Annotated in this window: 23 protein-coding genes and 1 riboswitch; of the genes, 15 read left to right on the top strand and 8 right to left on the bottom strand. The window is 58.0% G+C overall.

The window, feature by feature from the left end; translation table 11 throughout:
* Positions 1 to 119: 119 nt before the first annotated feature.
* The gene (locus FHW71_RS22435; protein ID WP_179453128.1) at positions 120 to 1,175 is read left to right on the top strand and encodes a dipeptidase; all 1,056 of its coding nucleotides are present in this window, start codon (positions 120 to 122) and stop codon (positions 1,173 to 1,175) included.
* Positions 1,176 to 1,177: 2 nt separating this feature from the next.
* Positions 1,178 to 2,092: a LysR family transcriptional regulator gene (locus tag FHW71_RS22430; RefSeq protein ID WP_179453127.1), complete on the top strand. Its 915-nt coding sequence runs from the start codon at positions 1,178 to 1,180 to the stop codon at positions 2,090 to 2,092.
* Between the two features lie 54 nt (positions 2,093 to 2,146).
* On the opposite strand, the gene FHW71_RS22425 is transcribed toward FHW71_RS22430, so the two are convergent.
* Both FHW71_RS22425 and FHW71_RS22420 read right to left on the bottom strand, forming a co-directional pair.
* The gene (locus FHW71_RS22425) at positions 2,147 to 3,499 is read right to left on the bottom strand and encodes an MFS transporter (protein ID WP_008109477.1); all 1,353 of its coding nucleotides are present in this window, start codon (positions 3,497 to 3,499) and stop codon (positions 2,147 to 2,149) included.
* Between the two features lie 174 nt (positions 3,500 to 3,673).
* On the bottom strand, positions 3,674 to 4,576 hold the full coding sequence (locus tag FHW71_RS22420) for a GntR family transcriptional regulator (RefSeq protein WP_061723481.1): 903 nt from the start codon (positions 4,574 to 4,576) through the stop codon (positions 3,674 to 3,676).
* Positions 4,577 to 4,711: 135 nt separating this feature from the next.
* On the opposite strand from FHW71_RS22420, the gene FHW71_RS22415 reads away from it, so the two are divergent.
* From FHW71_RS22415 to FHW71_RS22405, 3 genes are all read left to right on the top strand, one after another.
* Positions 4,712 to 5,740: a zinc-binding alcohol dehydrogenase family protein gene (locus FHW71_RS22415; RefSeq protein ID WP_179453126.1), complete on the top strand. Its 1,029-nt coding sequence runs from the start codon at positions 4,712 to 4,714 to the stop codon at positions 5,738 to 5,740.
* A 125-nt stretch (positions 5,741 to 5,865) separates the two neighbouring features.
* Positions 5,866 to 5,941: riboswitch (Fluoride riboswitch) on the top strand.
* Positions 5,942 to 6,031: 90 nt separating this feature from the next.
* The gene (crcB, locus tag FHW71_RS22410) at positions 6,032 to 6,409 is read left to right on the top strand and encodes a fluoride efflux transporter CrcB (protein ID WP_039333080.1); all 378 of its coding nucleotides are present in this window, start codon (positions 6,032 to 6,034) and stop codon (positions 6,407 to 6,409) included.
* Positions 6,410 to 6,515: 106 nt separating this feature from the next.
* The gene (locus FHW71_RS22405) at positions 6,516 to 7,313 is read left to right on the top strand and encodes a sugar phosphate isomerase/epimerase family protein (protein WP_179453125.1); all 798 of its coding nucleotides are present in this window, start codon (positions 6,516 to 6,518) and stop codon (positions 7,311 to 7,313) included.
* On the opposite strand, the gene FHW71_RS22400 is transcribed toward FHW71_RS22405, so the two are convergent.
* The 3 genes from FHW71_RS22400 to FHW71_RS22390 all read right to left on the bottom strand — a co-directional run bounded on the left by FHW71_RS22400 (position 7,310) and on the right by FHW71_RS22390 (position 9,867).
* Complete coding sequence (locus FHW71_RS22400) at positions 7,310 to 7,915, bottom strand: prolyl oligopeptidase family serine peptidase (protein WP_179453124.1); 606 nt, start codon at positions 7,913 to 7,915, stop codon at positions 7,310 to 7,312. The two genes, FHW71_RS22405 and FHW71_RS22400, sit on opposite strands and share 4 nt — an antisense overlap.
* Before the next feature lie 11 nt (positions 7,916 to 7,926).
* On the bottom strand, positions 7,927 to 8,868 hold the full coding sequence (locus FHW71_RS22395; RefSeq protein ID WP_179453123.1) for a glutathione S-transferase family protein: 942 nt from the start codon (positions 8,866 to 8,868) through the stop codon (positions 7,927 to 7,929).
* A gap of 99 nt (positions 8,869 to 8,967) precedes the next feature.
* A complete protein-coding gene (locus tag FHW71_RS22390; RefSeq protein ID WP_154157279.1) occupies positions 8,968 to 9,867 on the bottom strand; it encodes a LysR family transcriptional regulator in 900 nt (299 codons plus the stop codon).
* A 187-nt stretch (positions 9,868 to 10,054) separates the two neighbouring features.
* Here FHW71_RS22390 and FHW71_RS22385 point away from each other — a divergent pair, with 187 nt between their 5' ends.
* Complete coding sequence (locus tag FHW71_RS22385) at positions 10,055 to 11,179, top strand: GNAT family N-acetyltransferase (RefSeq protein WP_179453122.1); 1,125 nt, start codon at positions 10,055 to 10,057, stop codon at positions 11,177 to 11,179.
* Here FHW71_RS22385 and FHW71_RS22380 read toward each other — a convergent pair.
* Entirely contained in the window at positions 11,176 to 13,008 is a 1,833-nt protein-coding gene (locus tag FHW71_RS22380; RefSeq protein ID WP_061719804.1) for an ABC transporter ATP-binding protein, read from the bottom strand. The two genes, FHW71_RS22385 and FHW71_RS22380, sit on opposite strands and share 4 nt — an antisense overlap.
* Positions 13,009 to 13,072: 64 nt before the next feature.
* Between FHW71_RS22380 and FHW71_RS22375 the strand changes: the two genes are divergently transcribed.
* Positions 13,073 to 13,564: a GNAT family N-acetyltransferase gene (locus FHW71_RS22375; protein WP_008109463.1), complete on the top strand. Its 492-nt coding sequence runs from the start codon at positions 13,073 to 13,075 to the stop codon at positions 13,562 to 13,564.
* 93 nt (positions 13,565 to 13,657) lie between these two features.
* Here the strand turns inward: FHW71_RS22375 and FHW71_RS22370 are convergent, their stop codons facing one another.
* Entirely contained in the window at positions 13,658 to 14,572 is a 915-nt protein-coding gene (locus FHW71_RS22370; protein WP_008109461.1) for a sugar ABC transporter substrate-binding protein, read from the bottom strand.
* A 413-nt stretch (positions 14,573 to 14,985) separates the two neighbouring features.
* On the opposite strand from FHW71_RS22370, the gene FHW71_RS22365 reads away from it, so the two are divergent.
* The 8 genes from FHW71_RS22365 (at position 14,986) to FHW71_RS22330 (ending at position 25,489) form a co-directional block, all read left to right on the top strand.
* Positions 14,986 to 16,365: an MFS transporter gene (locus FHW71_RS22365; RefSeq protein ID WP_179453121.1), complete on the top strand. Its 1,380-nt coding sequence runs from the start codon at positions 14,986 to 14,988 to the stop codon at positions 16,363 to 16,365.
* A 163-nt stretch (positions 16,366 to 16,528) separates the two neighbouring features.
* Entirely contained in the window at positions 16,529 to 17,692 is a 1,164-nt protein-coding gene (locus FHW71_RS22360; protein WP_179453120.1) for an HD-GYP domain-containing protein, read from the top strand.
* A 109-nt stretch (positions 17,693 to 17,801) separates the two neighbouring features.
* A complete protein-coding gene (gene kdpF / locus FHW71_RS24190) occupies positions 17,802 to 17,891 on the top strand; it encodes a K(+)-transporting ATPase subunit F (RefSeq protein WP_081113208.1) in 90 nt (29 codons plus the stop codon).
* The gene (kdpA, locus tag FHW71_RS22350) at positions 17,891 to 19,570 is read left to right on the top strand and encodes a potassium-transporting ATPase subunit KdpA (protein WP_179453119.1); all 1,680 of its coding nucleotides are present in this window, start codon (positions 17,891 to 17,893) and stop codon (positions 19,568 to 19,570) included. The genes kdpF and kdpA overlap by 1 nt, the downstream gene beginning before the upstream one ends.
* A 7-nt stretch (positions 19,571 to 19,577) precedes the next feature.
* Positions 19,578 to 21,626: a potassium-transporting ATPase subunit KdpB gene (gene kdpB, locus FHW71_RS22345; RefSeq protein WP_154193973.1), complete on the top strand. Its 2,049-nt coding sequence runs from the start codon at positions 19,578 to 19,580 to the stop codon at positions 21,624 to 21,626.
* Between the two features lie 11 nt (positions 21,627 to 21,637).
* A complete protein-coding gene (gene kdpC, locus FHW71_RS22340; RefSeq protein WP_179453118.1) occupies positions 21,638 to 22,207 on the top strand; it encodes a potassium-transporting ATPase subunit KdpC in 570 nt (189 codons plus the stop codon).
* Between the two features lie 45 nt (positions 22,208 to 22,252).
* Positions 22,253 to 24,925 carry a two-component system sensor histidine kinase KdpD gene (kdpD, locus tag FHW71_RS22335; protein ID WP_179453117.1) on the top strand — a complete coding sequence of 891 codons (2,673 nt, stop codon included), beginning with the start codon at positions 22,253 to 22,255 and terminating at the stop codon, positions 24,923 to 24,925.
* Between the two features lie 54 nt (positions 24,926 to 24,979).
* Positions 24,980 to 25,489 (top strand): TIGR00645 family protein, encoded by a 510-nt coding sequence (locus FHW71_RS22330; RefSeq protein ID WP_008109449.1) that lies wholly within the window; start codon positions 24,980 to 24,982, stop codon positions 25,487 to 25,489.
* 78 nt (positions 25,490 to 25,567) lie between these two features.
* On the opposite strand, the gene FHW71_RS22325 is transcribed toward FHW71_RS22330, so the two are convergent.
* Positions 25,568 to 26,500, bottom strand: a complete 933-nt coding sequence (locus FHW71_RS22325) for a LysR family transcriptional regulator (protein ID WP_179453116.1) — start codon at positions 26,498 to 26,500, stop codon at positions 25,568 to 25,570.
* Positions 26,501 to 26,533: the final 33 nt, after the last annotated feature.

The raw sequence follows: 26,533 nt of genomic DNA, 5'->3' as shown, positions 1-26,533 counted from the left end.
GAGGATTAATACCGGCTCTAAGCCATTTGTTTCACGCGCGTGTGCTCGCCCTTTTTTGGTGCAATTTGCTCCGCCAGCTGGCAGTGCTGCGCTTTCCCCCGAACATGGAACTGAACAACATGTCTGACTCGATTACCCTCGATATTCCGGTCTTTGACGGCCACAACGATGTGCTGAATAAGCTGTGGCAGCACCATCAGCCGGACGCGGTTAATGCATTTTTCACTGGCACCAAAACGGGCCAAATGGACTTTCCGCGTATCCGTCAGGGAAATATGTTAGGTGGCATTTTCGCCACCTGGGTGCCGTCCCACCCTCTGATTGCAAGAAGTGCGCCAGACCTCGCAGATTTTCCTCAGGAAATTATCAACTCAGCGCGCGACGCGACCTTTTCCATGCTGGCGCTGCTGCTGCGCATTGAGCAGGCCTCAAACGGCCAGGTGAAGATTTGCCGCAGCGTGCGTGATATCCGCCACTGCATGGCAAACAAGGTGTTAGCGGTGGTGATGCACGTGGAAGGCGCGGAAGCGCTGGATACCCACGGCGAACTGCTCGACATGCTGTATGCCAGCGGCTTGCGCACGCTGGGGCCGCTGTGGAGCCGCCCGAATCAGTTCGGCGACGGCGTGCCGTTCCTCTATCCTTCGTCGCCGGATATCGGCAACGGCCTGACGGCAGCGGGCAAGCAGCTGGTACGCGACTGTAATCGCCGCCGCATCATGGTTGATTTGTCGCATATGGATGAGAAAGGCTTCTGGCACACCGCAGAGATCAGCGATGCGCCGTTGGTGGCGAGCCACTCCAACGCGCATGTGATCAGCGCGCAGTCACGTAACCTCACCGATCGCCAACTGGCGGCGATTGCCGAAACCAACGGCTTTGTTGGCGTCAATTTTGCCGTGCCGTTCCTGCGTGAAGATGGCGATCGCCATGCGCCGACCGGCGTCGATGCCATTGTGCGTCACGTAGAATATCTGCTGGAAAAAGTCGGGGAAGATGGCGTTGGTTTTGGTTCAGATCTTGATGGTGCCACCATGCCGGGCGATCTGAAAGACGTGGCCGGATTCCCGCTGCTGGTGCAGGCGCTGGCAGCACGCGGCTATTCGCGGGAGCTGCTGGAGAAGATTTGCCACGGCAACTGGCTGCGCGTGCTTGAAGCCACCTGGGGCGAATAATCATGCGGCTGCGGCATATTGAAGTGTTTCAGGCGATTGTGCAGACCGGCAGCATCAGTGCGGCGGCGCGTTTGCTGAATGTGTCGCAGCCGAATGTCAGCCGCGTGCTCAATCACGCCGAGCAGCAGCTTGGTTTTGCGCTGTTTGAACGGCGTGCGCAGGGCATGGTGGTGACCGCAGAGGGGCGGCGTTTGCTGCCGGAAGTGGAAGACATCTACCAACGTTTACAAGCGATTACCCAGCTCACCGAGCAACTGCGGCGCGGCGAAGGGCAAACGGTGCGCGTCGGTGCCGCTCATGCGTTTGGTCAGATGGTGTTAGCGCCAGCGCTGGTGAACTGGCGACAACAGGCGGCCTCGGTCAGCGTGGAATTGGTCACCGAGCATTTCAGCACCTTGTGCGGCATGCTCATGGCTAATCAGCTCGATTTCGCGCTGGTGTTTGGTCAGCAGGTGGATGCCGATTTATTGGCGGAACCGCTGTTTCAGTCGTCGATGGTGGCGTTGCTGCCGCGCGATCACACCCACAATGAGCCGGTGACGCTGGAGTGGCTGTGCGCTAACAACCTGCTGATGATGCAGAATCAGGATCCGCTCGGTCGCGTGCTGCACCGCGCGCTGCGCGATAAAGGGCTCAATCCAGCGGTTTCGCTGTCGATCAAAACCTATTCGGTGATTGCCGATATGGTGCTGGCGGGCGGTGGCGTCGGGATTGTCGATCTGTTTACCGCCTGCCGTTATGCCGACCAGCTCAAGCTGTTGCCGGTCGCGCAGCCGCTACCGTTTGAAGTAATGTTAATCAGCCGCCGCGATCAGCCGCAGTCGCAATCCACGCTGCAGCTGAAACAGGTGATTCGCAACAAGCTGTGGGAGATCGCGCGCCAATGTGAATCGCAGTTTTTCACCCGCCCATCGTAATGCCGGTTTCGTAGGGTCGCCATTTATGGCGACCGTCCCACATCCGACTCTTAATTAAACCCCATCGGTAATCGGTTTACGCACCAGCAGCAAATACGCCAGCGCACCCACCACCGTCACACCGGCGCAAATCATCAACGCCAGGCTAAACGACTTGGTAGTATCCAGCACCCAACCGGTGATCACTGGCGCGAACGAGGCGAACACGAAGCTGGCGAAGTTCTGGATGCTGCCGACCGAGGCCGTCATACGCGCCGTGACGTTGGCGTGAATCAAACCCCAGCACGATGTACCGGCAAAGTGGATGCAGAACAGCGCCATACCGATCATCGTCACCGCGCTGGTGGTGTCGGTGGCACGCGTTACAAAGGCGGTAAACGCAGCAGACAACAGCATGCCGGTGACTATAGAGACCTTACGCACTTTCACCGCATCATGACCACGACGCACCAGCGCATCGACTACATAACCGTTCAGCAGCATGCCCGCCGCGCCGAACAGGAATGGAATCGCGGCCAGTAAACCGGTGCTTTTCAGGTCGAGGTTATAAGTGGATTGCAGATAGCCCGGCAGCCACGCGATGTACAGCCATGCGGTGTAGTTGATGCCGCTGAAGCCAATCATCATGCCCCACATGGTGCGCTGCTTGAACAGGCCGCGCCACTCGGCAAAACTCAGCGGCTCTTTGCGCGATGCCACGCTGCCCGCCTGCAAATAGTGAATCTCTTCGCCACTCAGCTTGTTGTTATCGCGATCGCGATACATCAGATACCAGCCGATGGCGAGGAACATGCCGAGCACGCCGATGGTGACAAACATGCCGCGCCAGCCCATCACCATCATCATCGCGGCCAGAATCGGTGGCGCGATGGACAAACCAATCATCGAGGCGGCGTTAAACATGCCCATCGGCATGCCGCGATCTTTGATGTTGAACCAGTCGTTGATCACCTTCACGCCGCACGGGTTCATCGGCGCTTCACCAATACCTAACCCGATGCGCACCAAAATAAACTGGGTGAAGTTATGCACCAAACCGGCCGCGGCCTGGAAAAGCGACCAGAAGAACATGCCAATCGCCAGCATGATGCGCGGCCCTTTGCGATCGAGCAGCGCTCCGCACGGCAGCTGTGCTAAGCCGTACGCCAGTGAAAACGCTGACAGCAGCACGCCAATTTCGGTCGCAGATAAACCCAGTTCTCCACGGATGGTCATATTGGCGACCGACAGCGAGCTGCGATCGAGATAGTTGATCATGGCGGCGAACAGCAGCAGCAACATGGCGGTAATCTGGATCTTTCTGATGCGCGGCGAGCGCACCACGTCACTGCGTGCCGGGATAAAATCTTGCCCGTCTGCAGCCGGTTGTGGCGCGTTTTCGCGGCCACGAGCCGAAGTATTTTCCATTGCGACCTCCCGGATCTGGGTACTTATCGTTATGCGTTTGTGTGGGATCCTGCGGCAGCAAAACGGTGCTGCCCCAACGGATTGACTTCGAGACTAGAAGCAATCAGATCGGGATGTTGCGGAGATGTTTCAGATTCGTGCGGGAGCTAATGCTTTGTGGTTTTTAATCGGTTTTTAATTGTACTGACGAATTGAACGGATCATCGATGTCTTGGCGGTGCCGAGATGGTTGTGCAGGGCGCACAACGCTTCCACATCCTGGCGGCTAATTAGCGCCGTCAGAATCGCCATATGCTCCTCCAGCGCCACGATATTACGCTGTTTAAGATCGGTTTCATCCCATTGATAATGTGAATGAAAAATCACGGAAATAATCTCCAGCGACTGATTAAAAAACGGATTGTTGGCGGCGGAGAGAATCAGCGTGTGCATCTCTTTATCCAGCGCGGCGAAGTGGCGGTAATTGCTGGCGATGGTGTCACGCATCGAACGATGGCGATCCAGCAGGTCGCGTGCCTGCATCCAGCGCTCATCCTGCGAGGGCAGGTTGAGAAAGCGCGTCAGCGCGTGGGTTTCCAGCATTTCACGCAGCTCAAACAGGTTCTCGGCATACTTCTGATCGAACTTCTTCATGCGCCATTGTCCGCGCTTCACCGGCTCCAGCAGGTCATAACGCATAAAGCGCAGCAGGAATTCGCGCACCACAATCGGGCTGACCTTCACCTGCTGCGCTAACTGCAGCTCGCTAAAGGTATCGCCCGGCATCAGTTGACGCTGATTAATCAGGTTGAAAAAGGTCTGCTCAAACTGCAGCGCCTGCTGATCAATCGGCGGCGTAAGGGCGTTAAAACCATCTTCATCGCTGGGATCGCGCACGATAACGTAGGTTTCATCCACCTTTTCCAGCACGCCGCGCTCATGCAGATGCTGCAAGGTGTGGCGCACCGTGGTGCGGCTGATGTTGAACATTTCGGCAAGCGCCGCCTGCGGTGGCAACGGAGAACGGATATGCCGTTTGGCAATGCCTTCCAGCATCTGGTTAATCACGTTCTGACGTAGGTTCTGGCTGCGGCTCATGCGCGTCTCCGGTTTTTTATCTATTAAAAACCATACAAAGCCCAAAAAAAGCGGTTGGCTTCACACTTCCCCCAACGCAAAAAGCTGTCATCGGCGATTTTCGCCATAACTGCGACAACAGCACAGGAGAAGCCCATGACAACAATGAAAACGCTGGTGGTCGCCGAGCCGCGCCAGATGGTGTGGCAGCAGCGCGCGAAGCCGACACCCGCCGCCAATGACGTTCTGATCAAACCCATCGCCGCTGGGATTTGCGGCACCGATATCCACGCCTGGGCCGGCAATCAGCCGTTCTTCAGTTATCCACGCGTGTTGGGGCATGAGCTGTGTGGCGAAGTGGTGGAACTAGGCAGCCAGGCCAGCGGCTTCAGGCTGGGCCAGCGCGTGGCGCTGATTCCCTACGTTGCCTGCCAGCAGTGCGATGCCTGCCTAAGCGGCAAAACCAACTGCTGCGAAAACATCTCGGTGATTGGTGTGCATCAGGATGGTGGATTCTGCGAATTTCTTAGTGTGCCAGGCAGCAATTTGCTGGCGGTGGATGATGTTGATCCCGAAGCCGCCGCGCTGATTGAACCTTTCGCCATCAGCGCGCATGCGGTGCGCCGTGCGGCCGTGGCGGCGGATGAGCAGGTTTTGGTGGTGGGCGCAGGCCCGATTGGTCTTGGCGTGGCCGCGATTGCAGCGGCGGCGGGTGCCAAAGTGGTGGTGGCCGATACCAGCGAGCAGCGCCGTGCGCACGTGGCGCAGAAACTGGGTTTGGCGACGGTGAATCCGTTAGACGCCGATTTTGATGCGCAGCTTAAAGCGGAGTTTTGCGGGCGTTTGGCTGCCAAAGTGATCGATGCCACCGGCAGCCCAGCGGCGATGAACGGCGCGGTGAAACTGATTCGCCACGGCGGCACCATCGTGTTTGTCGGCCTGCATAAAGGCGATCTGGTGATCCCGGATATTGAGTTCCACAAAAAAGAGACCACGCTGCTGGGCAGCCGCAACGCCACGCTGGAAGATTTCGCTAAAGTCGGCGAACTGATGGCGAAAGGGCAGCTTCGTGCCGATATGATGCTGAATCGTCATTATGATTTTTCAACGCTGGTGGAGCGTTTTGAAGCGGATGTGATTAATAACCGGGAACTGATTAAAGGCGTAATTCACTTCGAGCGGTAGTTCTCCGGGAAGTTCGGTCGCCATGAATGGCGACCCTACGACAGATCGGTGACGTTTTCGTAGGGTGCGCATTAATGCGCACCTGGCTCGCATATTGTCTGCATTGCCAAGCCAGCGTATTATCTCCCGCCTAAGGTGATGGCGTGCCACCTTCCCCAACCGCCGTTCTGGTCACAGACGGCTGATGACGCCTGACAACACTCGTATCCCTGCGCGGGAGACGGCGGTGTGTCAGGTGTTATTCTGTCCTGCCGCGGCCCTGCGCGTAATTCATTTCAGGAGCTCCAAACTATGTTGAAGTCGTTACTGGCGGTGGTACTGGGCGGAGCGGTTGGCTGTTCGCTGCGTTGGTTGATCTCATTACGTTTTAACGCGCTGTTTCCCAATCTGCCGCCGGGCACCTTGATGGTGAATCTGGTGGGCGGTTTTATCATCGGTGCGGCGCTGGCTTTCTTCGTGCGTAACCCGCACATCGATCCCTTCTGGAAATTGCTGATTGTCACCGGTTTATGTGGCGGCTTAACCACGTTCTCAACCTTCTCAGCGGAAATCGTCGGGCTGCTGCAAACCGGCAAATACCTGTGGGCGATGTCGAGCGTGATGGTGCATGTCATCGGTTCGCTGCTGATGACCTTCGCCGGTTTTGCCGTGGTAAACCTGCTGGGATAACCTTCAGGCTTGAAATAACTCCTCAGAGGTAGATACTGATCGCCATTCTGTGCGCGTGACGCACAGAATGTGTCACCGATTATCCGGACGATTAAGGAGCTGTGTCATGCGTCGTAACCCCAAATTCCTTAACCTGGTGTTGTTAAACGGTGAACCTGAGGAGAAGCTGCGTGCCGCACGCGCCGCCGGTTTCGAGCAGGTTGAGATCTGGCGCGACGATGTGCAAGCCAGTACGCCACAGTTAGCAAAGCAGTTACAGCTTGGCTTCACCAATGTTCAGGTGCTGCGCGATTTCACCGGTGCGCCGGATCGTGAGCGCCAGCAAAAACGCGAAGAGCTGCGTCAGTTCATTCAAATTGCCCAAACCATTGGCTGCGACACCATTCAGGCTCCCGCCAGCACGCGTGAAGATTGCGTAGCATCGCGCATTGATGAAGATTTGCGTTGGATGGCCTCGGAAGCTGCGCGCTACAACATGCGCATCATGTATGAGCCGATGGCGTGGTGCAGCGTGGATAATAAGCTGCCGCTGGCGTGGGAACGGCTGCAACGGCTGGACCAGCCGAATATCGGTTTGGTGGTCGATCTGTTCCACATCTGCGCGTTAGGCGGCGATGCGTCTCAGCTGGATGGCATTCCTGCCGATCGTATCTACGAAGTGCAGCTGTGCGACATGGCCGAAATGCCGCCGCAGGATAAGCAGCCGCTCAGCGAGTACGCGCGTCATCAGCGCTTGTTGCCGGGCGATGGCATCATTGAAGTGGAACGCTTTGTCGATAAGCTGAAAAGTGCTGGTTATAGCGGGCCGGTCGGCATTGAAGTGTTTAACGATAAGTTGAAAGCGCAGCCAGCAGAGGTGGCTGCGCACAAGGCGTGGCAGGCGTTAAATCGTTACTGGCCTTAATCCTGCAAACATTGCGCAATAAAACCGGCGGCATCCATCGCACCCTGCGATGAAATGGTGTGGCCGGTGGCCGCTTCATAGCGCGCTTCCACCGTCACGCCAGCCTGTTGCAAACGCTGCTCCGCCGATGCGCTTTCGCTAAACGGAATCACATCATCAGCTTTGCCGTGAATCAGCAGCGCAGGCGTGTACTGTTGTGGCGTTAATGCGCCATCAAACGCCAGACGACCGGAAAATGCCACCACGCCCGCCAGCGGATAACGACCCGACGCCAGTGCATCCAGCGCCATGATCGAACCCTGCGAAAAGCCCACCAGAATCACTTTGTCCCACGCATCCGCCATGCCGTGTTGTGCCATCAGCTGTTGCAGTGTGTCATCAAAGGCCGCGCGCGCTTCACGCACGCGCGCCGGGCGATTTTCAGGCGTGATGCCGGTCAGGCTAAACCACTGATATCCCATCGCATGTTCAAAAGGATAGGGCGCATTCGGCGAGGCAAACGCCACATCTGGCAGCAGGCGCGCCCAATGTTCGCCGAGCACCGCGAGGTCATCGCCGTTGCTCCCGACGCCATGTAAAAAAATCACTAACGCTTTTGCCATCGCACTGCTCCTTATAAACCGTAGGCCGCCATATCCGGGCCAACCGGCACAATGCCGTTGGGATTCAGCGCTTTAATCGAATAATAGCCCTGCTTGATATGGTCGATATTCACTGTCTGACGCACGCCAGAAACCGACAGCATACTCTTGAGATAACGATCGAGCAGCGGATAGTCACGCAGGCGGCGCAGGTTGCATTTAAACAGGCCGTGATAGGCGGCGTCAAAGCGCACCAGCGTAACGAACAGGCGGATATCCGCTTCGGTTAAGCGCTCGCCGAGCAGGAAGGTGCGGCCATCCTGCAAACGCAGCTCCAGCTCATCCAGCTGGCTGAACACATCGTTAAACGCCTGCTGATAGCTGATCTGCGTGGTGGCGAAGCCGGTGCGATACACGCCGTTATTCAGGCGCGGATAGATCGATTCGTTCAGCGCGTCGATCTCTGCACGGAGATCTTCGGGATAAAGATCAATGCGATCGTCCGCCAGCGCGCCAAAGCCGCTGTTCAGCATGCGCAGGATATCGGCCGACTCGTTATTGACGATAGTTTGCGTCTTTTTGTCCCACAGCACCGGCACGGTGGCGCGGCCGGTGAAATCGGCATCGGCGCGGGTATAAAGTTCATGAATGTATTCGGCTTTATTCAGCCAGTCGCGGTCCGCGCCGGGATAATCACCGAAGCGCCAGCCTTGCGCACCGAGCTGCGGTTCCACCACCGACACGCTGATCACTTTCTCCAGCCCTTTCAGAGTGCGTGCCAGCAGCGTGCGCGAAGCCCACGGACAAATCAGTGCCACATAGAGGTGATAACGATCCGGCTCGGCAGCAAATTCGCTGGAACCATCTGCAGTGATCCAGTGACGAAAACTGGATGTCTGGCGCACAAATCCGCCTTGTTTGTCGGTGGCTTGCACCGGATGCCACTCTGCACTCCACTTACCGTTTACCAGCATCGTCTTCTCTCCTCAGTGTTGATGAAGTGAGCATACAGCGCTGCTAGTTGGGTGATAATCCGGGCAAAATGGCTTTAATTACTTCCAAATTGGAAGGAATCAGCCGGGCGGATGCTGCTGGAAATGGGCGGCGAGGAAATCGATCAGCAGCCGGGTTTTCTGCGCCAGATGACGTGCCGGCGGATAGAGCGCGAACAGGCCGAGCGGCGGCGTGGCGAACTCCTCTAATATCGAGACGATTTCACCGCGCTGCAGAGCGGGCGCGGCAATAAAACCCGGCAGCCGCGCAATGCCCAATCCGGCTATTGCTGCCTGCAAACAGGCTTCAGTATTCGAGAAACAGAGACGACCACGAATTGGCATGCTGACGCTATCGCCACACGGCGTGACAAACGGCCAGTGCCAGGGATCGCGGAAGTTGGTATCGCTGATGCACTGATGTGCCGCCAAATCGCGCCAATGCTGTGGCGTGCCGTGTTGCAGCAGATAACTGGAAGACGCGGCCACGCGGATCGGTACATCGCCGAGGCGGCGCGCAATCAGGCTGCTGTCGTCAAGCTTGCCGATGCGAATCGCCATATCGAAGCCTTCATCAACGATGTTAACTGCACGATCGGAGAAGTTCACGTCGAGTTCAATCTGCGGATAATGGCGCGCGAACTCAACCAGCACGCTGGCTAACACGGCGGTACCAAAGGTGCCGGGCGCGCTGATTTTCAGGCGGCCGGTCGGCGTGGTGGCGCTGTCGCGCACTGTGGCATCCAGCGTATCAAAGGCTTCGAGTAACGTTTTTACTCGTTCGTAATAGGCGCGACCAACTTCGGTGGGCGAGAGCGCACGCGTGCTGCGTTTAAACAGCTGCACGCCAAGTTCCTGCTCCAGCCGGGAGACCAGCTTCGACGCCTGGCCGCTGCTGGTGCCCAGGCGTTCAGCCGCACCGGCAAAGCTGCCGACTTCCAGCACGGCGACAAACATGCGGTCACAATCGAGTCGATCCATGGCGTTTCCTGTTAGTTCAGCGTTTTATGTTAATCGGTCGCCATGAATGGCGACCCTACGTCGTAGGGTGCGCATTAATGCGCATCGGGTCAAATCTGGTGATTACACATTCAGTGCGCTGCACCTTTTCCCACACGGGAAAACCTGTTGAACTAGGCGCCTGCTTTCATCTGGCCGGGAGCCGTGAATGTCTTTGCTACATCTGTCGTCGCTGGCGGAGATCTCCGCCGTCGAATGGGATGCATTGTTACCTGACGATCAACCGTTTTTACGCCATGCCTTTCTTCTTTCATTAGAAGAGAGCGGCAGCGTGCGGCCCGAAAACGGCTGGCAGACGGATCACCTGTTGTGGCGCGAAAACGGCACCCTGCGTGCCGCCATTCCGGGCTATCGCAAACGCCATTCGCGCGGTGAATATGTGTTTGACCATGCGTGGGCGGATGCCTGCCAGCGCGCCGGTATTCCTTACTATCCGAAATGGCTGGGCGCGATTCCGTTCAGTCCGGTGACCGGCGCACGTCTGCTGGGCGATGAAGACGCGGTGCTGAAACTGCTCAGCGCGCTGCCGGATAACCTCTACGAAAACGGTTTGAGCGGCGCGCACATCAATTTCACCACGCCGTTCGCCAATCAAATCATGCAGCAGCAGCCGGATTGGCTGGAACGTCTTGGCTTGCAGTATCACTGGCACAACAAAGGCTATCGCGATTTTCAGGATTTCCTCGACACGCTGATGTCGCGCAAGCGCAAACAGCTGCGCAAAGAGCGTGAACAGGTGATGAGCAGCGGCTTTGAATTCAGCTGGTATCGCGGCGATGGGCTGCGCGAAGATCACTGGGATTTCGTCTACACCTGTTACGCCAACACCTATGCGGTGCGCGGCCAGCGGCCGTATCTCACGCGCCACTTCTTTAGCCTGCTGGCGGAGCGCATGCCGCGTTCAATTCGCGTGGTGATTTCAACGCTGCAAGGCCAACCGGCCGCCATGGCGTTCTGCTTAATGGACGGCAACACGCTGTATGGCCGCTATTGGGGCTGTCTGGCGGAGTTTGATCGGCTGCATTTCGAAACCTGCTTCTATCAGGGCATGGATTTCGCCATCGCGGAAGGTTTACAGCGTTTTGATGCGGGCGCGCAGGGCGAGCACAAGCTGGTGCGCGGCTTTGAACCGCATATCACGCACTCATGGCACTATCTGTGTCATCCCGGCTTGCGCGATGCGGTGGGGGATTTTCTGCTGCAGGAACGGGAAGGCGTGCGCGGCTGGGCAATTGAAGCGCGCGACGCCTTACCGTATCGGCGTGGTGATTAATCCGCGCCGACAAAACCGCCGGTCTGATGCTGCCACAGGCGCGCGTAAAGTCCGCCGTGCGCCAGCAGCTCGCGGTGGTTGCCCATCTCGACAATCTCACCTTTCTCCAGCACCACCAGACGATCCATTTTGGCGATAGTTGAAAGACGGTGCGCAATGGCAATCACCGTTTTGCCCTGCATCAGCGTTTCCAGGCTCTCCTGAATCGCCGCTTCCACTTCGGAATCCAGCGCGGAGGTGGCTTCGTCCATGATCAGAATCGGCGCGTCTTTCAGCAACACGCGCGCGATGGCGATACGCTGACGTTGACCGCCCGACAGCTTCACGCCGCGCTCACCCACGTGCGCATCCAGACCGGTGCGGCCTTGCGGATCGGAGAGCAGCGGAATGAACTCGTCGGCGCGCGCGCGGATAATCGCCGCCTGCAGCTCCTCTTCCGTCGCATCCGGGCGGCCATACAGCAGGTTTTCGCGAATCGAGCGGTGTAGCAGCGATGTGTCCTGGGTGATCATGCCGATTTGCCCGCGCAGGCTTTCCTGCGTCACTTCGGCAATGTTCTGATCGTCAATCACGATGCGACCGCTGTTGATGTCATACAGCCGCAGCAGCAGATTCACCAGGGTGGATTTACCGGCGCCGGACGGCCCAATCAACCCGATTTTCTCGCCCGGTTTGATATTGAGGTTGAGGCGATTAATTACCTGACGGCTGCCGCCATAATCAAAGCGCACATCCTCAAAGCGAATCTGGCCGCGCGTCACCTGCATGTTTTTTGCATTCGGCTGATCCTGCACGCTCAGCGGCTGCGCAATGGTGTTCAGGCCATCCTGCACCATGCCGATGTTCTCAAAGATGCCGTTCACCACCCACATGATCCAGCCGGACATGTTCACCAGACGGATCACCAAGCCGGTCGCCAGCGCAATCGCACCGACGCTGATCAGCGACTGGCTCCACAACCACAGCGCCAGGCCGGAAGTGCTGACAATCAGCAAGCCATTGAGCGTCGAGAGCGTGATATCCATGGTGGTGACCATGCGGCTGGCGTGCTGGGTTTTGTCGGTTTGCTCCTGAATCGCCTCACGCGCGTAACGTTTCTCCAGATCGTTGTGCGAGAACAGTTTGATGGTGGCGATGTTGGTATAGCCATCGACGATGGTGCCCATCAATTTTGAGCGTGCCTCCGATGACACCACCGAACGCTGTTTAACGCGCGGCACGAAGAAGCTCAGCGACACGCTGTACGCCACAATCCAGATCACCAGCGGAATCATCAGGCGCCAGTCCGCTTCGGCAAACAGCACCAGCGAGGTCACCGCGTAAATCACCACGTGCCAGATGGCATCCACCAGCTGTACCGCCGAATCTCGCAGCGAGTTACCGGTTTGCATGATGCGCTGGGCAATGCGCCCGGCAAAATCGTTCTGGAAGAAGTTCAGGCTCTGGCGCAGCACGTAGTTGTGATGCTGCCAGCGGATCATGCTGGTCATGCTTGGGTTGATGCTTTGATGCACCAGCATATCGTGTGCGGCAATCACCACCGGCCGCAGAATTAGCGCCACAAAGCCCATCCACAACAATATTTGCCAGTTATCGCTGAACAACGAGGCGGGCGTGGAGTGATTAACCAGGTCAATGATGCGGCTGAGATAGCTGAACAGCGCCACTTCGATCAGCGCCTGCACCAGCCCGACAATCAGCAGCGCGACGAAACTCGGCCACACCTGACGCAGATAGTAGAAGTAGAACGGCCAGACGCTGGCGGGCGGGGAATCGGTTGGCGCATCCTGGAAAATATTGATAAAACGTTCAAAACGGCGATACAACATAGAGTCACTCTTCCCGAAATGGTGAGAGTTAACAGCTTAGTGCAAGTGAAAAGGGATTACCGACATGGATTTACACATTCGCGGTCGTGAGCCGGGCGATGCCGCCGCCTACCAACGTCTTTACAGCCATCCTGACGTTTATCGCTGGACCACGCAGCTGCCGTGCCCGAGCGTGGCGACCTGGCAGAAAAAATTCGAAAAAATGGATGAGCTGGGATACATCGGCTTTGTTGCGGAGATCGATGGCGCGATGGTCGGCGAGCTCACGCTGTTTGTCGAGCAGCGTCCACGCACGCGTCACAGCATCAGTTTTGGTATCGGCGTCGATCCGGCGTTTGGCGGGCGCGGCATTGGCGAAAAGCTGATCCGCAACGCGATGGATTACGCCTTTAACTGGCTCGGCATTATGCGCATTGAGCTGGAAGTGTTTCACGATAACGAACGCGCGCTGCGGCTGTATCAGAAGCTGGGCTTCGAGCGCGAAGGCGTGAAGCGCAAAGCCTGCCTGCGCGACGGCGAGTATCACGATATCGTGCAGATGGCGCAATTACGTTAACCGTAGGGTCGCCATTCATGGCGACCTTGTCGATAACCGCACCAAACCCGTATTACGGTCGCCATAAATGGCGACCCTACGATTTGGCGGTAATTATTGTGATTTATCAACGTACTTCTGCATATTCTCTTTGGTTACCAGCTCGAACGGAATCCACACGTGTGAATCGACTTTCTCGCCTTTGATCAGCTTCTGCGCCACATCCACCGACGTTTTGCCCTGGCCGACCGCATCCTGGAACACTGTGACCTGAATTTTGTCCTGCGACAGCGCTTTCAGGCCATCTGGCGTGGCATCGATGCCGCCAACCAGCACCTTTTTATTGCCCTTGGCCAGCGCCATCGCCGCGCCAATCGCCATCTCATCGTTATTTGCCGCTACGATATCAATCGCCTCATCGTTGCCTAGCCAGTTATTCATCAAATCCATGCCTTCGTTGCGCGCGTAGTTGGCGGGCTGTTTCTGTACCACTTTCATGCCGGGATACTTCGCCACCACTTGCTCAACGTCTTTAGTGCGTTGCAGCGCACCGGCATCGGTCAGGTTACCGATCATGATCGCCACATTGCCTTTGTAGTTAGCCATCTTGGCCAGCGCTTCCATCTGCAAGGTGCCGGATTCACGCTCGTCGGAGCCGACAAACACCACGCCGGCCGGCAGCGATTTATCGCCCGGCGTGCGGTTTACGTACACCAGCGGAATTTTTGCCTGCTGCGCCAGCTTGGTCAGCTGCGGCGTGCTGGCAGAATCGACCGGATCGACAATGATGGCATCCACGCCCGCGCCGATAAAACTCTGCACCTGATCGGTTTGCCGTCCAACATCACCGCGTGCATCTTCAAACTGAATATCGAGTCCGCGCGCTTTGGCTTCTTTATCAATCGACTGGCGAATAATGGTGAGGAAGTTTTGATCAAAGTAGGCCATCGACACGCCAATTTTTTCTGCCAGCGCCGAGGCTGATGTTGAGAGCAGGCCGAGCAACACAATCGCCTTGAGGGTTTTCATCGCAGACTCCAGAGTAAGCTTGTTATTAGAATGAATGTTTCATCAAGATCAAAAATGGCTTAATGAAATCATTTTCAGCCTACGAGCCCGCTACGCGGCTGACAATCAGCGCGGTTGGATTTTGCAGCCAGGCGCACACTTTGCTCTCGGGTGCGTCTTTGCTTTGCGCGCTCATAGTTGCGCTGCAAAGTATTTTCTTAGAGCTGGCGCACATTGCGGTGCAAAGGCGCGCGGATCTTTAAGGTTCTGTGCAGCACCGCACCTTGCTTTGTGCTGGCTGCCAAATCTGGCGCTAATTAGCACCGTCGATTCCGCCATTCGCACAATGACCACGCCTGAAACCGCTTCCTATAGTTGCTGAACAGGGGAAATAAAGCGGTATTCCGGTGTGTTTCATTTGAGGAATTCAGCCCATGCTAAAAGCCAATAATCGGCCACAGAACAGCCACGTACGCGTTTGGATCCTTTGCCTGATCCTGTTTCTTTCCGTGGTGGCGTATGCCGATCGCTCGATCCTGTCGATCTCGGGATCGGCGATCAAAGATGAGTTTGGACTTTCGGCGATCCAGCTTGGCCTGATCCTCTCGGCGTTTAGCTGGGCCTATGTGATCGGCCAGATCCCCGGCGGCCTGTTCCTCGATCGCTTCGGCACCAAAAAAGTGTATGGCGTGACGCTGGCGCTGTGGTCGATCTCCACGCTGCTGATGGGCTTTGTCGGCGAGTTCTCCAGCGGCATGACCATGGCGCTGACATTGATGTTTGCGCTGCGTTTCACGCTGGGACTGATTGAAGCACCCAGTTTTCCCGCCAATGCGCGCGCGGTGATCATGTGGTTCCCCAGCGCCGAACGCGGCCGCGCCTCTTCACTTTTCGCCTCGGCGCAATATTTTGCCGTCGCCATCTTCTCGCCGCTCTCCGGCTGGCTGGTGTCGTGCTTCGGCTGGGAATGGCCGTTCTTCGTTTTGGGCGGCATTGGCGTACTGGCGGTGTTTGTCTGGATGGGCTTTATGCGCAGCCCGCGCCATCATCCGCGGGTATCGGAACATGAGCTGCGCTACATCGAGCAGGGCGGCGCGCTGGTTGATATCGATTCGGCGCAAACGCTAAAAGCGCGTCCGCCGTTGAGCAAAGCGATGTTCAAAAAGCTGCTCAGCAACCGCATGCTGTGGTGCGCCTACATCGGCCAATATTGCATCATCGCGCTCAGCTACTTCTTTATCACCTGGTTCCCGATTTATCTGGTGCAGGCGCGCGGCATGAATATTCTCGACGCCGGTTTTGCCACCATCGCACCGGCGGTATTTGGCTTCCTCGGCGGCATCAGCGGCGGCTATATCTCCGACAAACTGCTGGCGAACGGCTGGAGTTTATCCTGGGCGCGTAAAACGCCGTACATCGTCGGCATGCTGATGGCGGCGTCGCTGGTTCTGGCGGCGGTGATCCCCAGCAACGTCGGCATTATCGCCATTATGTCGTTCGCCTTCTTCGGCAAAGGCGTGGCGGCAGGTGCCGGAACCTGGACGATTGTCAGCGATACCGCACCCAAAGAAGCGGTTGGCCTGGCGGGCGCGATCTTCAACGGCATCGGCAACATGGCGGGCTTTATCACGCCGCTGCTGTTCGGCATCATCGTCGGCTTAACCGGCAGCTACAGCATTGGGCTGGTGTTTGTCGGCGCGCACTGCGTGGTCGCTGCTTTACTGTTCCTGCTGGTGATGGGACCGATTGAACGCGTTGGCGAGGAGCAGAATGTTTCAAGCCAGGTCGCCATGAATGGCGACCCTACGACGTAGGGTGCGCATTCATGCGCACCTGGTCAAAGCCCGCACCATCGTAATGTGCGCATTTATGCGCACCCATCTCGCAAACCTCACCGATCGCACAAATCACTCCTGAAGATTTTTTGCTCAGCTGCCGATACCTCCTTACCACCCACTGATATTAAGGAGCGATATCGTGATAAAGCTGATTAACGTTGACGAACTGCGGCAGGGAATGTTTATCCACAAACTTGAGGTTTGGTGGGTCAAAGATAAGCGCATTCGCAACCAAATGCTGATCACTGATAAACGCCAGATCGCGATGATCCGCAATGAGGGGATCCTGCAGTTATGGATCGATCTCGACAAATCGGTTCAGGCGCCCGCTGCGCCTGCGCCGAAAAAAGATATTCCTAAAACCCCGTTTTTCCAGGAGATGGATCAGGCGCAAAGCATCTTCAATCAGGGGAAACCGCAGGTATTGGCGATGTTTAACGAGGCGCGCATGGGGCAGGGCCTCGACCTCGATTACACCCTTGATCTGGTAGATCAAATTGCCGGTTCGATCACCCGCGAACCCACTGCGCTGCTGAGCGTGGCGCGTCTGAAGAATCACGACGATTACACTTATCTGCACTCGATGGCGGTGTGCGGCTTGATGATCTCGCTGGGCAAAAAAATGGGCCTCGATGAGCATCAGCTGCGCCGTGTTGGCATGGGCGGTTTGCTGCACGATGTGGGTAAAGCCGCGGTGCCGCTGGAGATTCTCAACAAACCCGGCAAGCTCAGCGATGAAGAGTTCACCGTGATGCGCCAGCACCCGATTGTCGGCGCGCAGATGTTGATGGAGGCCAATGCCGGTGAAGATCTGCTGGATATCGCGCTGCATCACCATGAAAAGTACGACGGTAACGGTTATCCGCACGGTTTGAAAGGCGAGGAGATCTCACTTTATGCGCGCATGGCATCGGTGTGCGACGTCTATGATGCCGTCACCTCGAATCGTCCTTATCGCCAGGGCTGGACGCCTGCCGAAGCGATGCACAACATGTTGAGCTGGCGCGGCCACTTCGATAACACTTTGCTGCACGCCTTCGTGCGCACTATCGGCATCTATCCGGTGGGATCGCTGGTGCGACTGGCTTCCGGGCGCGTGGCGCTGGTGGTGCAGGCGGGCGAAAAATCACTGCTGAAGCCCAAAGTGCATGTGTTCTGGTCGCTGCACGCGCAGCGCGAAGTGAAACCGGAAGAGCTCGATCTCGGCGACAGCTTCTGCACCGACAGCATCACCGGCGCGGAAGACAGCGGCTTGTGGCAGAACATCGATCTGAACCGCATCTGGGCGTTAGAAAGCGCTTAATTCTTCACCATTTTTATACTTTATTTACGCCCGCTTCCCGCCTTTTTACCTCTTCTTTATGCCGCGCCGCGCATGCTTGCAGCACTACCAAAATCCTCTGGAGGTTGCTGTGAGCGTGGGCGTGATAGCCGGCATCGTGCTGGTGTTTGTTCTTCTGGGCTACCTGATTTATGCCCTGCTTAATGCGGAGGCATTCTGATGGCTGCGAATGCATTCATGCTAATTGCGGTGTTTCTGCTGGTACTGATGGTGCTGGCACAACCGCTGGGACGTTATCTCGCCCTGTTTGTGGCTGACAAGCCGCTGCTGCCGCGTACCGAACGCGCGCTGTGGCGACTGGCCGGAGCCGACGGCGACGCCATGCGCTGGCCGCACTATCTGCTGGCGGTTCTGCTGTTTAACGCGCTGGGTTTTGCCTTGCTGCTGCTGATGTTGATGACGCAGGCCGCGCTGCCGCTGAACCCGCAGCATCTGCCTAATCTGAGCTGGGATCTGGCACTCAATACCGCCATTAGCTTCGTCACCAACACCAACTGGCAATCCTACGCCGGGGAAAGCACGCTGAGCTATTTCAGTCAGATGGCGGGCCTCACGGTGCAGAACTTCCTGTCGGCGGCGACCGGCATCGCCGTGGCGTTTGCGCTGATTCGTGGTTTTGCTAACCGTTCGCTGGCAACGCTCGGCAACGCGTGGCGCGATCTGACGCGCATCACCGTTTACGTGCTGCTGCCAATCAGCCTGCTGATGGCGCTGTTTTTCGTTAGCCAGGGCAGCATTCAAACCTTCGAACCTTACCATGCGCTTACCACGCTGGAAGGCGCGCAGCAGACGCTGCCGCTCGGTCCGGTGGCGTCGCAGGAAGCGATCAAAATGCTCGGCACCAACGGCGGCGGCTTCTTCAACGTCAACTCGGCGCATCCGTTCGAAAACCCGACGGCGCTGACCAACTTCGTGCAGATGCTGAGCATCTTCCTGATCCCGGCGGCGCTCTGTTTCACCTTTGGCCAGCATCTGGGCGATCGTCGTCAGGGCCACATGCTGCTGTGGGCGATGACCATCATGTTCGTGCTGGCGGTGATCACCGTGATGTGGGCCGAAGTGCGCGGGAATCCGCACTTCCTCGCGCTCGGGGCGGACAGCGCCATCAACATGGAAGGCAAGGAGACGCGCTTCGGCATTCTCAACTCCAGCTTGTTTGCGGTGATCACCACGGCGGCGTCGTGTGGTGCGGTCAACGCCATGCATGACTCCTTCACCGCGCTCGGCGGCATGGTGCCGATGTGGTTGATGCAGCTGGGTGAAGTGGTGTTTGGCGGCGTCGGTGCTGGCCTGTACGGCATGCTGCTGTTCGTGCTGCTCGGCGTGTTTATCGCCGGGTTGATGATCGGTCGCACGCCGGAATACATGGGTAAAAAAATCGACGTGTGGGAGATCAAGATGACCGCGCTGGCGATTCTGGTGACGCCAACGTTGGTGCTGCTTGGCACCGCGTTGGCGATGATGACCGACGCCGGTCGCGCCGGCATGGCCAATCCAGGCATTCATGGCTTCAGCGAAGTGCTGTATGCGGTGTCATCGGCATCTAACAACAACGGCAGCGCCTTTGCCGGATTGAGCGCCAACACGCCGTTCTGGAACCTGCTGCTCGGCTTCTGCATGTTGGTGGGCCGCTTCGGCATCATCATTCCGGTGCTGGCGATTGCCGGTTCGCTGGCGGCGAAGAAAATTCAGCCGGTCGGCAACGGTACGCTGCCAACGCATGGCCCGCTGTTTATCGCGCTGCTGATTGGCACCGTCTTGCTGGTGGGCGCATTGACGTTCATCCCCGCGCTGGCATTAGGCCCGGTCGCGGAACATCTGCAACTTATTCAGGGATAACGGAATCATGAGTCGTCAACAACTGGCGCTGTTTGATGCGGCGCTAACCCGCGTTGCCATGCTGGATGCGCTGAAAAAACTCGATCCGCGCGTACAGTTCCGCAACCCGGTGATGTTTTTGGTGTGGATCGGCAGCGTGCTGACCTCGGTATTGGCGGTGGGCATGGCCAGTGGCACGCTCAGCGGCAACGCGGGCTTTACCGCTGGCGTCGCCATCTGGCTGTGGTTCACCGTGCTGTTCGCCAACTTCGCTGAAGCGCTGGCGGAAGGGCGCAGCAAGGCGCAGGCCAACAGCCTGAAAGGCATTAGCAAAACCAGCGATGCAAAAAAACTCGCCGAAGCGCGCTACGGCGCAGCGTGGCACAGCGTGGCGGCCGATACGCTGCGCAAAGGCGATGTGGTGCTGGTGGAAGCCGGTGACATCATTCCGTGCGACGGCGAAGTGCTGGAGGGCGGCGCGTCGGTGGATGAGAGCGCCATTACTGGTGAATCCGCGCCGGTGATCCGTGAATCGGGCGGTGACTTCTCCTCAGTGACCGGCGGTACGCGCATTCTTTCCGACTGGCTGGTGATTCAATGCAGCGTCAATCCGGGTGAAACTTTCCTCGACCGCATGATCGCGATGGTGGAAGGCGCGAAACGCCGCAAAACGCCGAACGAAGTGGCGCTGACCATTCTGCTGGTGTCGCTAACGATTGTGTTCCTGCTGGCAACCGTCACGCTATGGCCGTTCTCGGCGTATGGCGGCACGCCGGTCAGCATCACGGTGCTGGTGGCGCTGCTGGTATGTTTGATTCCTACCACCATCGGCGGCTTGCTGTCGGCCATCGGTGTGGCGGGGATGAGCCGCATGCTGGGCGCGAACGTGATTGCTACCAGCGGCCGTGCGGTGGAAGCGGCAGGCGACGTCGATGTGCTGATGCTGGATAAAACCGGCACCATCACGCTCGGTAACCGTCAGGCGACGCAGTTCCTGCCTGCGCCGGGCGTCAGCGAACAGCAACTGGCCGATGCGGCGCAATTGGCGTCGCTGGCTGATGAAACGCCAGAAGGGCGCAGCATCGTGGTGCTGGCGAAGCAGAAATTTAACCTGCGTGAGCGCGATCTGAGCAGCATGGGCGCGAGCTTTATTCCCTTCTCGGCGCAAACGCGTATGAGCGGCGTCAACGTGCAGGATCGTCTGATCCGCAAAGGCGCGGTCGATGCGGTTCGTCGCCACATCGAAGCCAATCATGGCCGTTTCCCGCTGGAAGTGAATGCCGCCGTGGAAGAGGTGGCGCGTGCTGGCGGCACGCCGCTGGTGGTATCGGAAGGCGCGCAGGTACTGGGCGTGGTCGCGCTGAAAGATATCGTTAAAGGCGGCATCAAAGAGCGCTTTGCCGAGCTGCGCAAGATGGGCATTAAAACGGTGATGATCACCGGCGATAACCCGTTAACGGCGGCGGCGATTGCGGCGGAAGCGGGCGTCGATGATTTCCTATCGGAAGCGACGCCGGAAGCCAAGCTGGCGCTGATTCGCCAGTATCAGGCCGAAGGGCGTTTAGTGGCGATGACCGGCGACGGCACCAACGATGCCCCAGCGCTGGCGCAGGCTGACGTGGCGGTGGCGATGAACTCCGGTACTCAGGCGGCGAAAGAGGCCGGCAACATGGTCGATCTCGATTCGAATCCGACCAAGCTGCTGGAAGTAGTGCACATCGGTAAACAGATGCTAATGACGCGCGGTTCGCTCACCACCTTCAGTATCGCCAACGACGTGGCGAAGTATTTCGCCATTATTCCGGCCGCGTTTGCCGCCACCTATCCGCAGCTCAATATGCTTAACGTGATGGGGCTGCATTCGCCGAATTCGGCGATTCTGTCAGCGGTAATTTTTAACGCGCTGGTAATTGTGTTCCTGATTCCGCTGGCGCTGAAAGGCGTGAGTTATCGCCCGCTGAGCGCGGCGGCGCTGCTGCGTCGCAACCTGTGGATTTACGGTGCGGGCGGATTAGTGGTGCCATTTATTGGTATTAAAGCCATCGACCTGCTGCTGACGCTGCTTGGTCTGGCTTAAGGAGAAGAGAAATGAGTCAGTTACGTCCGGCTATTGTATTGTTAATAGTGCTTACGCTGCTCACCGGCGCGGTCTATCCGCTGCTCACTACCGGTTTGGCGCAATGGTGGTTTCCATCGCAGGCCAACGGTTCGTTGATTGAGCAGGATGGTGCGGTACGCGGTTCCGAGCAGATCGGCCAGGCATTTAATCAGTCGGGCCACTTTTGGGGCCGACCTTCCGCAACCGGCGATGCGCCTTATAATGCGCTGGCCTCGAGCGGCAGCAATCTGGCAGGCAGCAATCCGGCACTGGACAAAGCGGTGGCGGAACGCGTCGCCGCGCTGCGTGCGGCTAATCCACAAGCACCCAAAGCAGTACCGGTGGAGTTAGTGACCGCATCGGCGAGCGGATTAGATCCAGATATTTCGCCGGAAGCCGCGTTGTGGCAGGCACCGCGCATCGCCGCCGCACGCAATATGGCGCTGCAGGATGTTGAGGCGCTGATTGTGCACCACACCGAGCGCCCGCTGTTGCCGTTTGTCGGCGAAGAGACGGTAAACGTGCTGCGCATCAATCTGGCGCTGGATGATTTGCAATAAACCGTAGGGTCGCCATTAATGGCGACCGTTTTCAATGGACGATCGATGAACGACGAAATTGCCCGCCCCGATCCCGATGCGCTACTGCTAAACCACAGCGATAGCCATCGCGGTAAGCTGAAAATCTACTTCGGCGCCTGCGCGGGCGTGGGAAAAACCTTCGCCATGCTGCAGGAGGCGCAGCGCCTGCGCGCGCAAGGCCTCGACGTGCTCGCTGGCGTGGTGGAAACCCACGATCGCGCAGAGACCGCCGCGCTCCTCAACGGGCTGGCGCTGTTACCCCGTCGTGCCACCGGGCGTTCGCGTCATGCTGAATTCGATCTCGATGCGGCATTAGCGCGCCATCCGGCGGTGATCCTAATGGATGAACTGGCGCACACCAACGTGCAGGGTTCGCGCCATCCCAAGCGCTGGCAGGACATTGAAGAGCTGCTCGAAGCGGGCATCGACGTCATCACCACCGTTAACGTGCAGCATCTGGAAAGCCTGAATGATGTGGTCGGCGGCGTCACCGGCATTCAGGTGCGTGAAACCGTGCCCGATCCCTTCTTCGATAGCGCCGACGAAGTGGTGCTGGTGGATCTGCCGCCGGACGATCTGCGTCAGCGGCTGAAAGAGGGCAAAGTCTACGTCGGCGACCGCGCCGAACGCGCCATCGAAAACTTCTTCCGTAAAGGCAATTTGTTCGCACTGCGCGAGCTGGCGCTGCGTCGCACCGCCGATCGCGTGGATGACCAGATGCGCGCTTGGCGTGACCAGCAAGGCCGCGACAAAGTGTGGCACACGCGTGACGCCATTCTGCTGTGCATCGGTGACGATACCGGCAGCGAAAAGCTGGTGCGCACCGCCGCACGTTTAGCGGCGCGGCTCGGCAGCGAATGGCACGCGGTGTATGTCGAAACGCCGCGCCTCAATCGGCTGCCGGAAGCTCGGCGGCGCGCCATTTTGCGCACGCTGCAGCTGGCGCAGGAACTTGGCGCGGATACCGCCACGCTCTCCGATCCCGATGAAGCGCGCGCGGTGCTGCGCTACGCGCGCGAGCACAATCTCGGCAAGATCGTGACCGGTCGCCAGCCGCAACGGCGCTGGCGGCGCGACAGCTTTGCCCAGCGCCTCGGCGAACTCGGTCCGGATCTCGATTTATTGGTGGTGGCGCTGGATGAACCGGTGCGCGACGCGCCGCATCCGCTTAGCGGCCAGCGCGCCAGCAGCGAAAAATGGCGGCTCTATCTACGTGGCTGTTTGATGGCGCTGCTGCTGTGTATTTTGGTCACCGGCGTTGGACGCTGGCTGCTGGTTGAGTTTGATCCCGCCAACAGCGTGATGATTTATCTGCTGGCGGTGGTGCTGGTGGCGCTGCGCTATGGCCGCTGGCCGTCGGTGTTCGCCACGGTGATCAACATCATCGCCTTTGACCTGTTCTTTGTCGCGCCGACCGGCACCGTTGCGGTGTCGGATTTGCAGTATCTGGTGACCTTCGCGGTGATGCTGGCGGTGGGCGTGATTGTCGGGAATCTCACCGCGGGCGTGCGCTATCAGGCCAAAGTGGCGCGCTATCGAGAACAGCGCGCGCGGCATCTGTATGAGATGGCGAAAGCGCTCGGCAGCGACCTGACGCCGCAGGATATCGCCAGCACCAGCCAGCGCATCATCGATGTCACCTTGCAGGCGCGCAGTTTGCTGCTGCTGCCGGATGAGCAGGGCGAGCTGCAAACCGTGGGCGATACCGCGATTGGTACGCCGCCGGATCTGGCCATCGCTAAATGGAGTTACAGCAAAGGCCAACCGGCGGGCGCGGGCACCGATACTTTGCCTGCGGTGCCGTATCAGATTCTGCCGCTGAAAAGTGGCAATCACTGTCGCGGCTTGCTGGTGGTAGAACCGGAAAACCTGCGCCAGCTGATGATTCCCGAACAGCAGCGTTTACTGGAAACCTTCACCGTGCTGATCGCCAACGCGCTGGAACGCATGGCGCTATCGCACAGTGAAGCCGCATCGCGGCTGGCCGCCGAGCGCGAGCAGCTGCGCAATGCGCTGCTGTCGGCGCTGTCGCACGACCTGCGTACGCCGCTGACGGTGCTGTTTGGTCAGGCAGAAATGCTGATGCTCGATCTGGCCAGCGAAGAGTCGAAGTATGTCGGCCAGGCCAATCAGATTCGCGAACAGACGCTGAGCACCATCCGGCTGGTGAGCAACATGCTGGATATGGCGCGCATTCAATCTGGTGGACTCAATCTGCGCGAAGAGTGGGTGGCGCTGGATGAGGTGATTGGCGGCGCGCTGAGCAGCATGGGCCCGTCGCTGAAGGGTCATGAATTTATGCTCGATTTGCCCGAGATGGTGTTGATCAAAGGCGACAGCGCCATGCTGGAACGGGTGTTTACCAATCTGATCGAAAACAGCCTGAAATACGCGGGCAACGCGGCGCAGCACGGTATTCGGGCGTGGCGCGATCGCGATCGGCTGGAGATTGCGGTGTGGGATAGCGGTCCCGGCATCGCGCCGGAGAACCTGACGCGTATTTTTGACAAGTTTGCGCGCGGCGATAAAGAGTCGGCGGTGCCGGGCGTCGGATTGGGGTTGGCGATCGGTAAAACCATTATCGAATCCCATCGTGGGCGCATCTGGGCGGAGAATCGGCCGGAAGGCGGCGCGGTGTTCCGTTTGTCATTGCCGCTGCCCGCCGCACCGGAAATTTCTGAAGAAGGGCTGAAATAACTTCACATAAGTTCGGTTATACTCGCCCACTTGTCTGTTGATTAATGGGAACTTATGGAACGTTTTATCGAAAACCTGATGTATTCATCGCGCTGGCTGCTGGCTCCGGTTTACATGGGACTTTCGTTGGGCCTGCTGGCGCTGACCATCAAATTCTTCCAGGAAATTTTTCACCTGTTGCCGCATGTCTTTACCATCGCGGAGAACGATTTGATTCTGTTGCTGCTGTCGCTGGTGGATATGACGCTGGTCGGCGGTTTGCTGGTGATGGTGATGCTCTCGGGTTACGAGAACTTTGTCTCCAAGCTGGATATTGATGAGCACAGAGAGAAGCTGAGCTGGCTCGGTAAAATGGACTCCGGCTCGTTGAAAAACAAAGTGGCGGCCTCGATTGTGGCGATTTCATCGATTCACCTGCTGCGTATCTTTATGGACGCGCGCAACATCGAGAATGAAAAGCTGATGTGGTACGTGATTATCCACCTGACGTTTGTGCTGTCGGCCTTTGTGATGGGCTGGCTGGATAATATGTCGAAGGGGGATAAGAAAGCGGTGAAGATGTGATGAATCCAGGTCGCCATAAATGGCGACCCTACAAACCATCGCGTAGGGTCGTCATTTATGGCGACCTTTTCATTTCCGCTACCGCGTTGGCGGCTGCGCTCCCGCTAACTTCGGCATCACTTCCCGTATCATGGCGAAAAACTTCTGTAACCGCGCCGGATAATAGCTCGCCCACGGATAAGTCAGCCACACCGGCAGCGGCGGCGCTTGCCACTCCGGCAGCAGCTGAATCAAATCCCCTTTCGCCAAATCCTCCTGTACCACCCACGACGACACCACTGCCGCGCCCATGCCCGCAATGGCCGCTTTGCGCACCGCGTACAAACTGTCGCTGGCGAGGCGCGGCGCAATCGCCAGATTCAGCGGCTGACCATCGCTAATGCGCTGCAAGGCGATTTCGTTGCGATAAAAGCTGGTCAGCGCCAGCCACGGCAGATTGGTGAGCTGCGAAACCTCTTCAACCGGCGGATGCGCGGCCAGCAGCGACGGTGCCGCCACCACAAAGCGCGGCACTTCCGCCAGTAACACCGCCACGATTGACGCATCGCTGGGCGCACCGACCTGAATCGCGCAGTCGATGTTTTCGCTGATGAAGTCTGGCGTGCGGTCATTCAGCGTCCACTCCACGTTTAAGCGTGGATAGCGATGCAGATAATCAATCAACGGTTCAATTAGCTGATCCTGACCAAACGCATGCGGCGCCCGCACGCGCAGCGTGCCAATCGGGTCGTCGCTGGCACCGGTAAGCTCATCCTCCAGCGCGTGCCAAGTCGCCACCAGCTGACGCGCCTGCGCATAGCAGCGCTCGCCATCATCGGTAAGTTTCAGCGCATGCGTGGTGCGCATAATCAGTTTGAGGCCGAGCCGCTGCTCAAGCGCCTGCAGGCGACGGCTGATGGTGGGCTGCGTGGTGCCGAGTTGGGTGGCTGCGGCTGAAAGCGATCCGCTCTCGACGATGCGGATAAAGGTCTGCATCAGTTCGATGCGATCAAGACTGGAGGTGTTGTTCATACGCACCACGCATAACAGTTCTGTGTTTGAGCA

It is taken from the genome of Enterobacter sp. Sphag1F, assembly GCF_014193275.1.
In the GTDB taxonomy this organism is placed as follows: domain Bacteria; phylum Pseudomonadota; class Gammaproteobacteria; order Enterobacterales; family Enterobacteriaceae; genus Pantoea; species Pantoea symbiotica.
The sequence above is the reverse complement of the archived record's forward strand: the minus strand, read 5'-3'. Positions and strand labels throughout refer to the sequence as shown.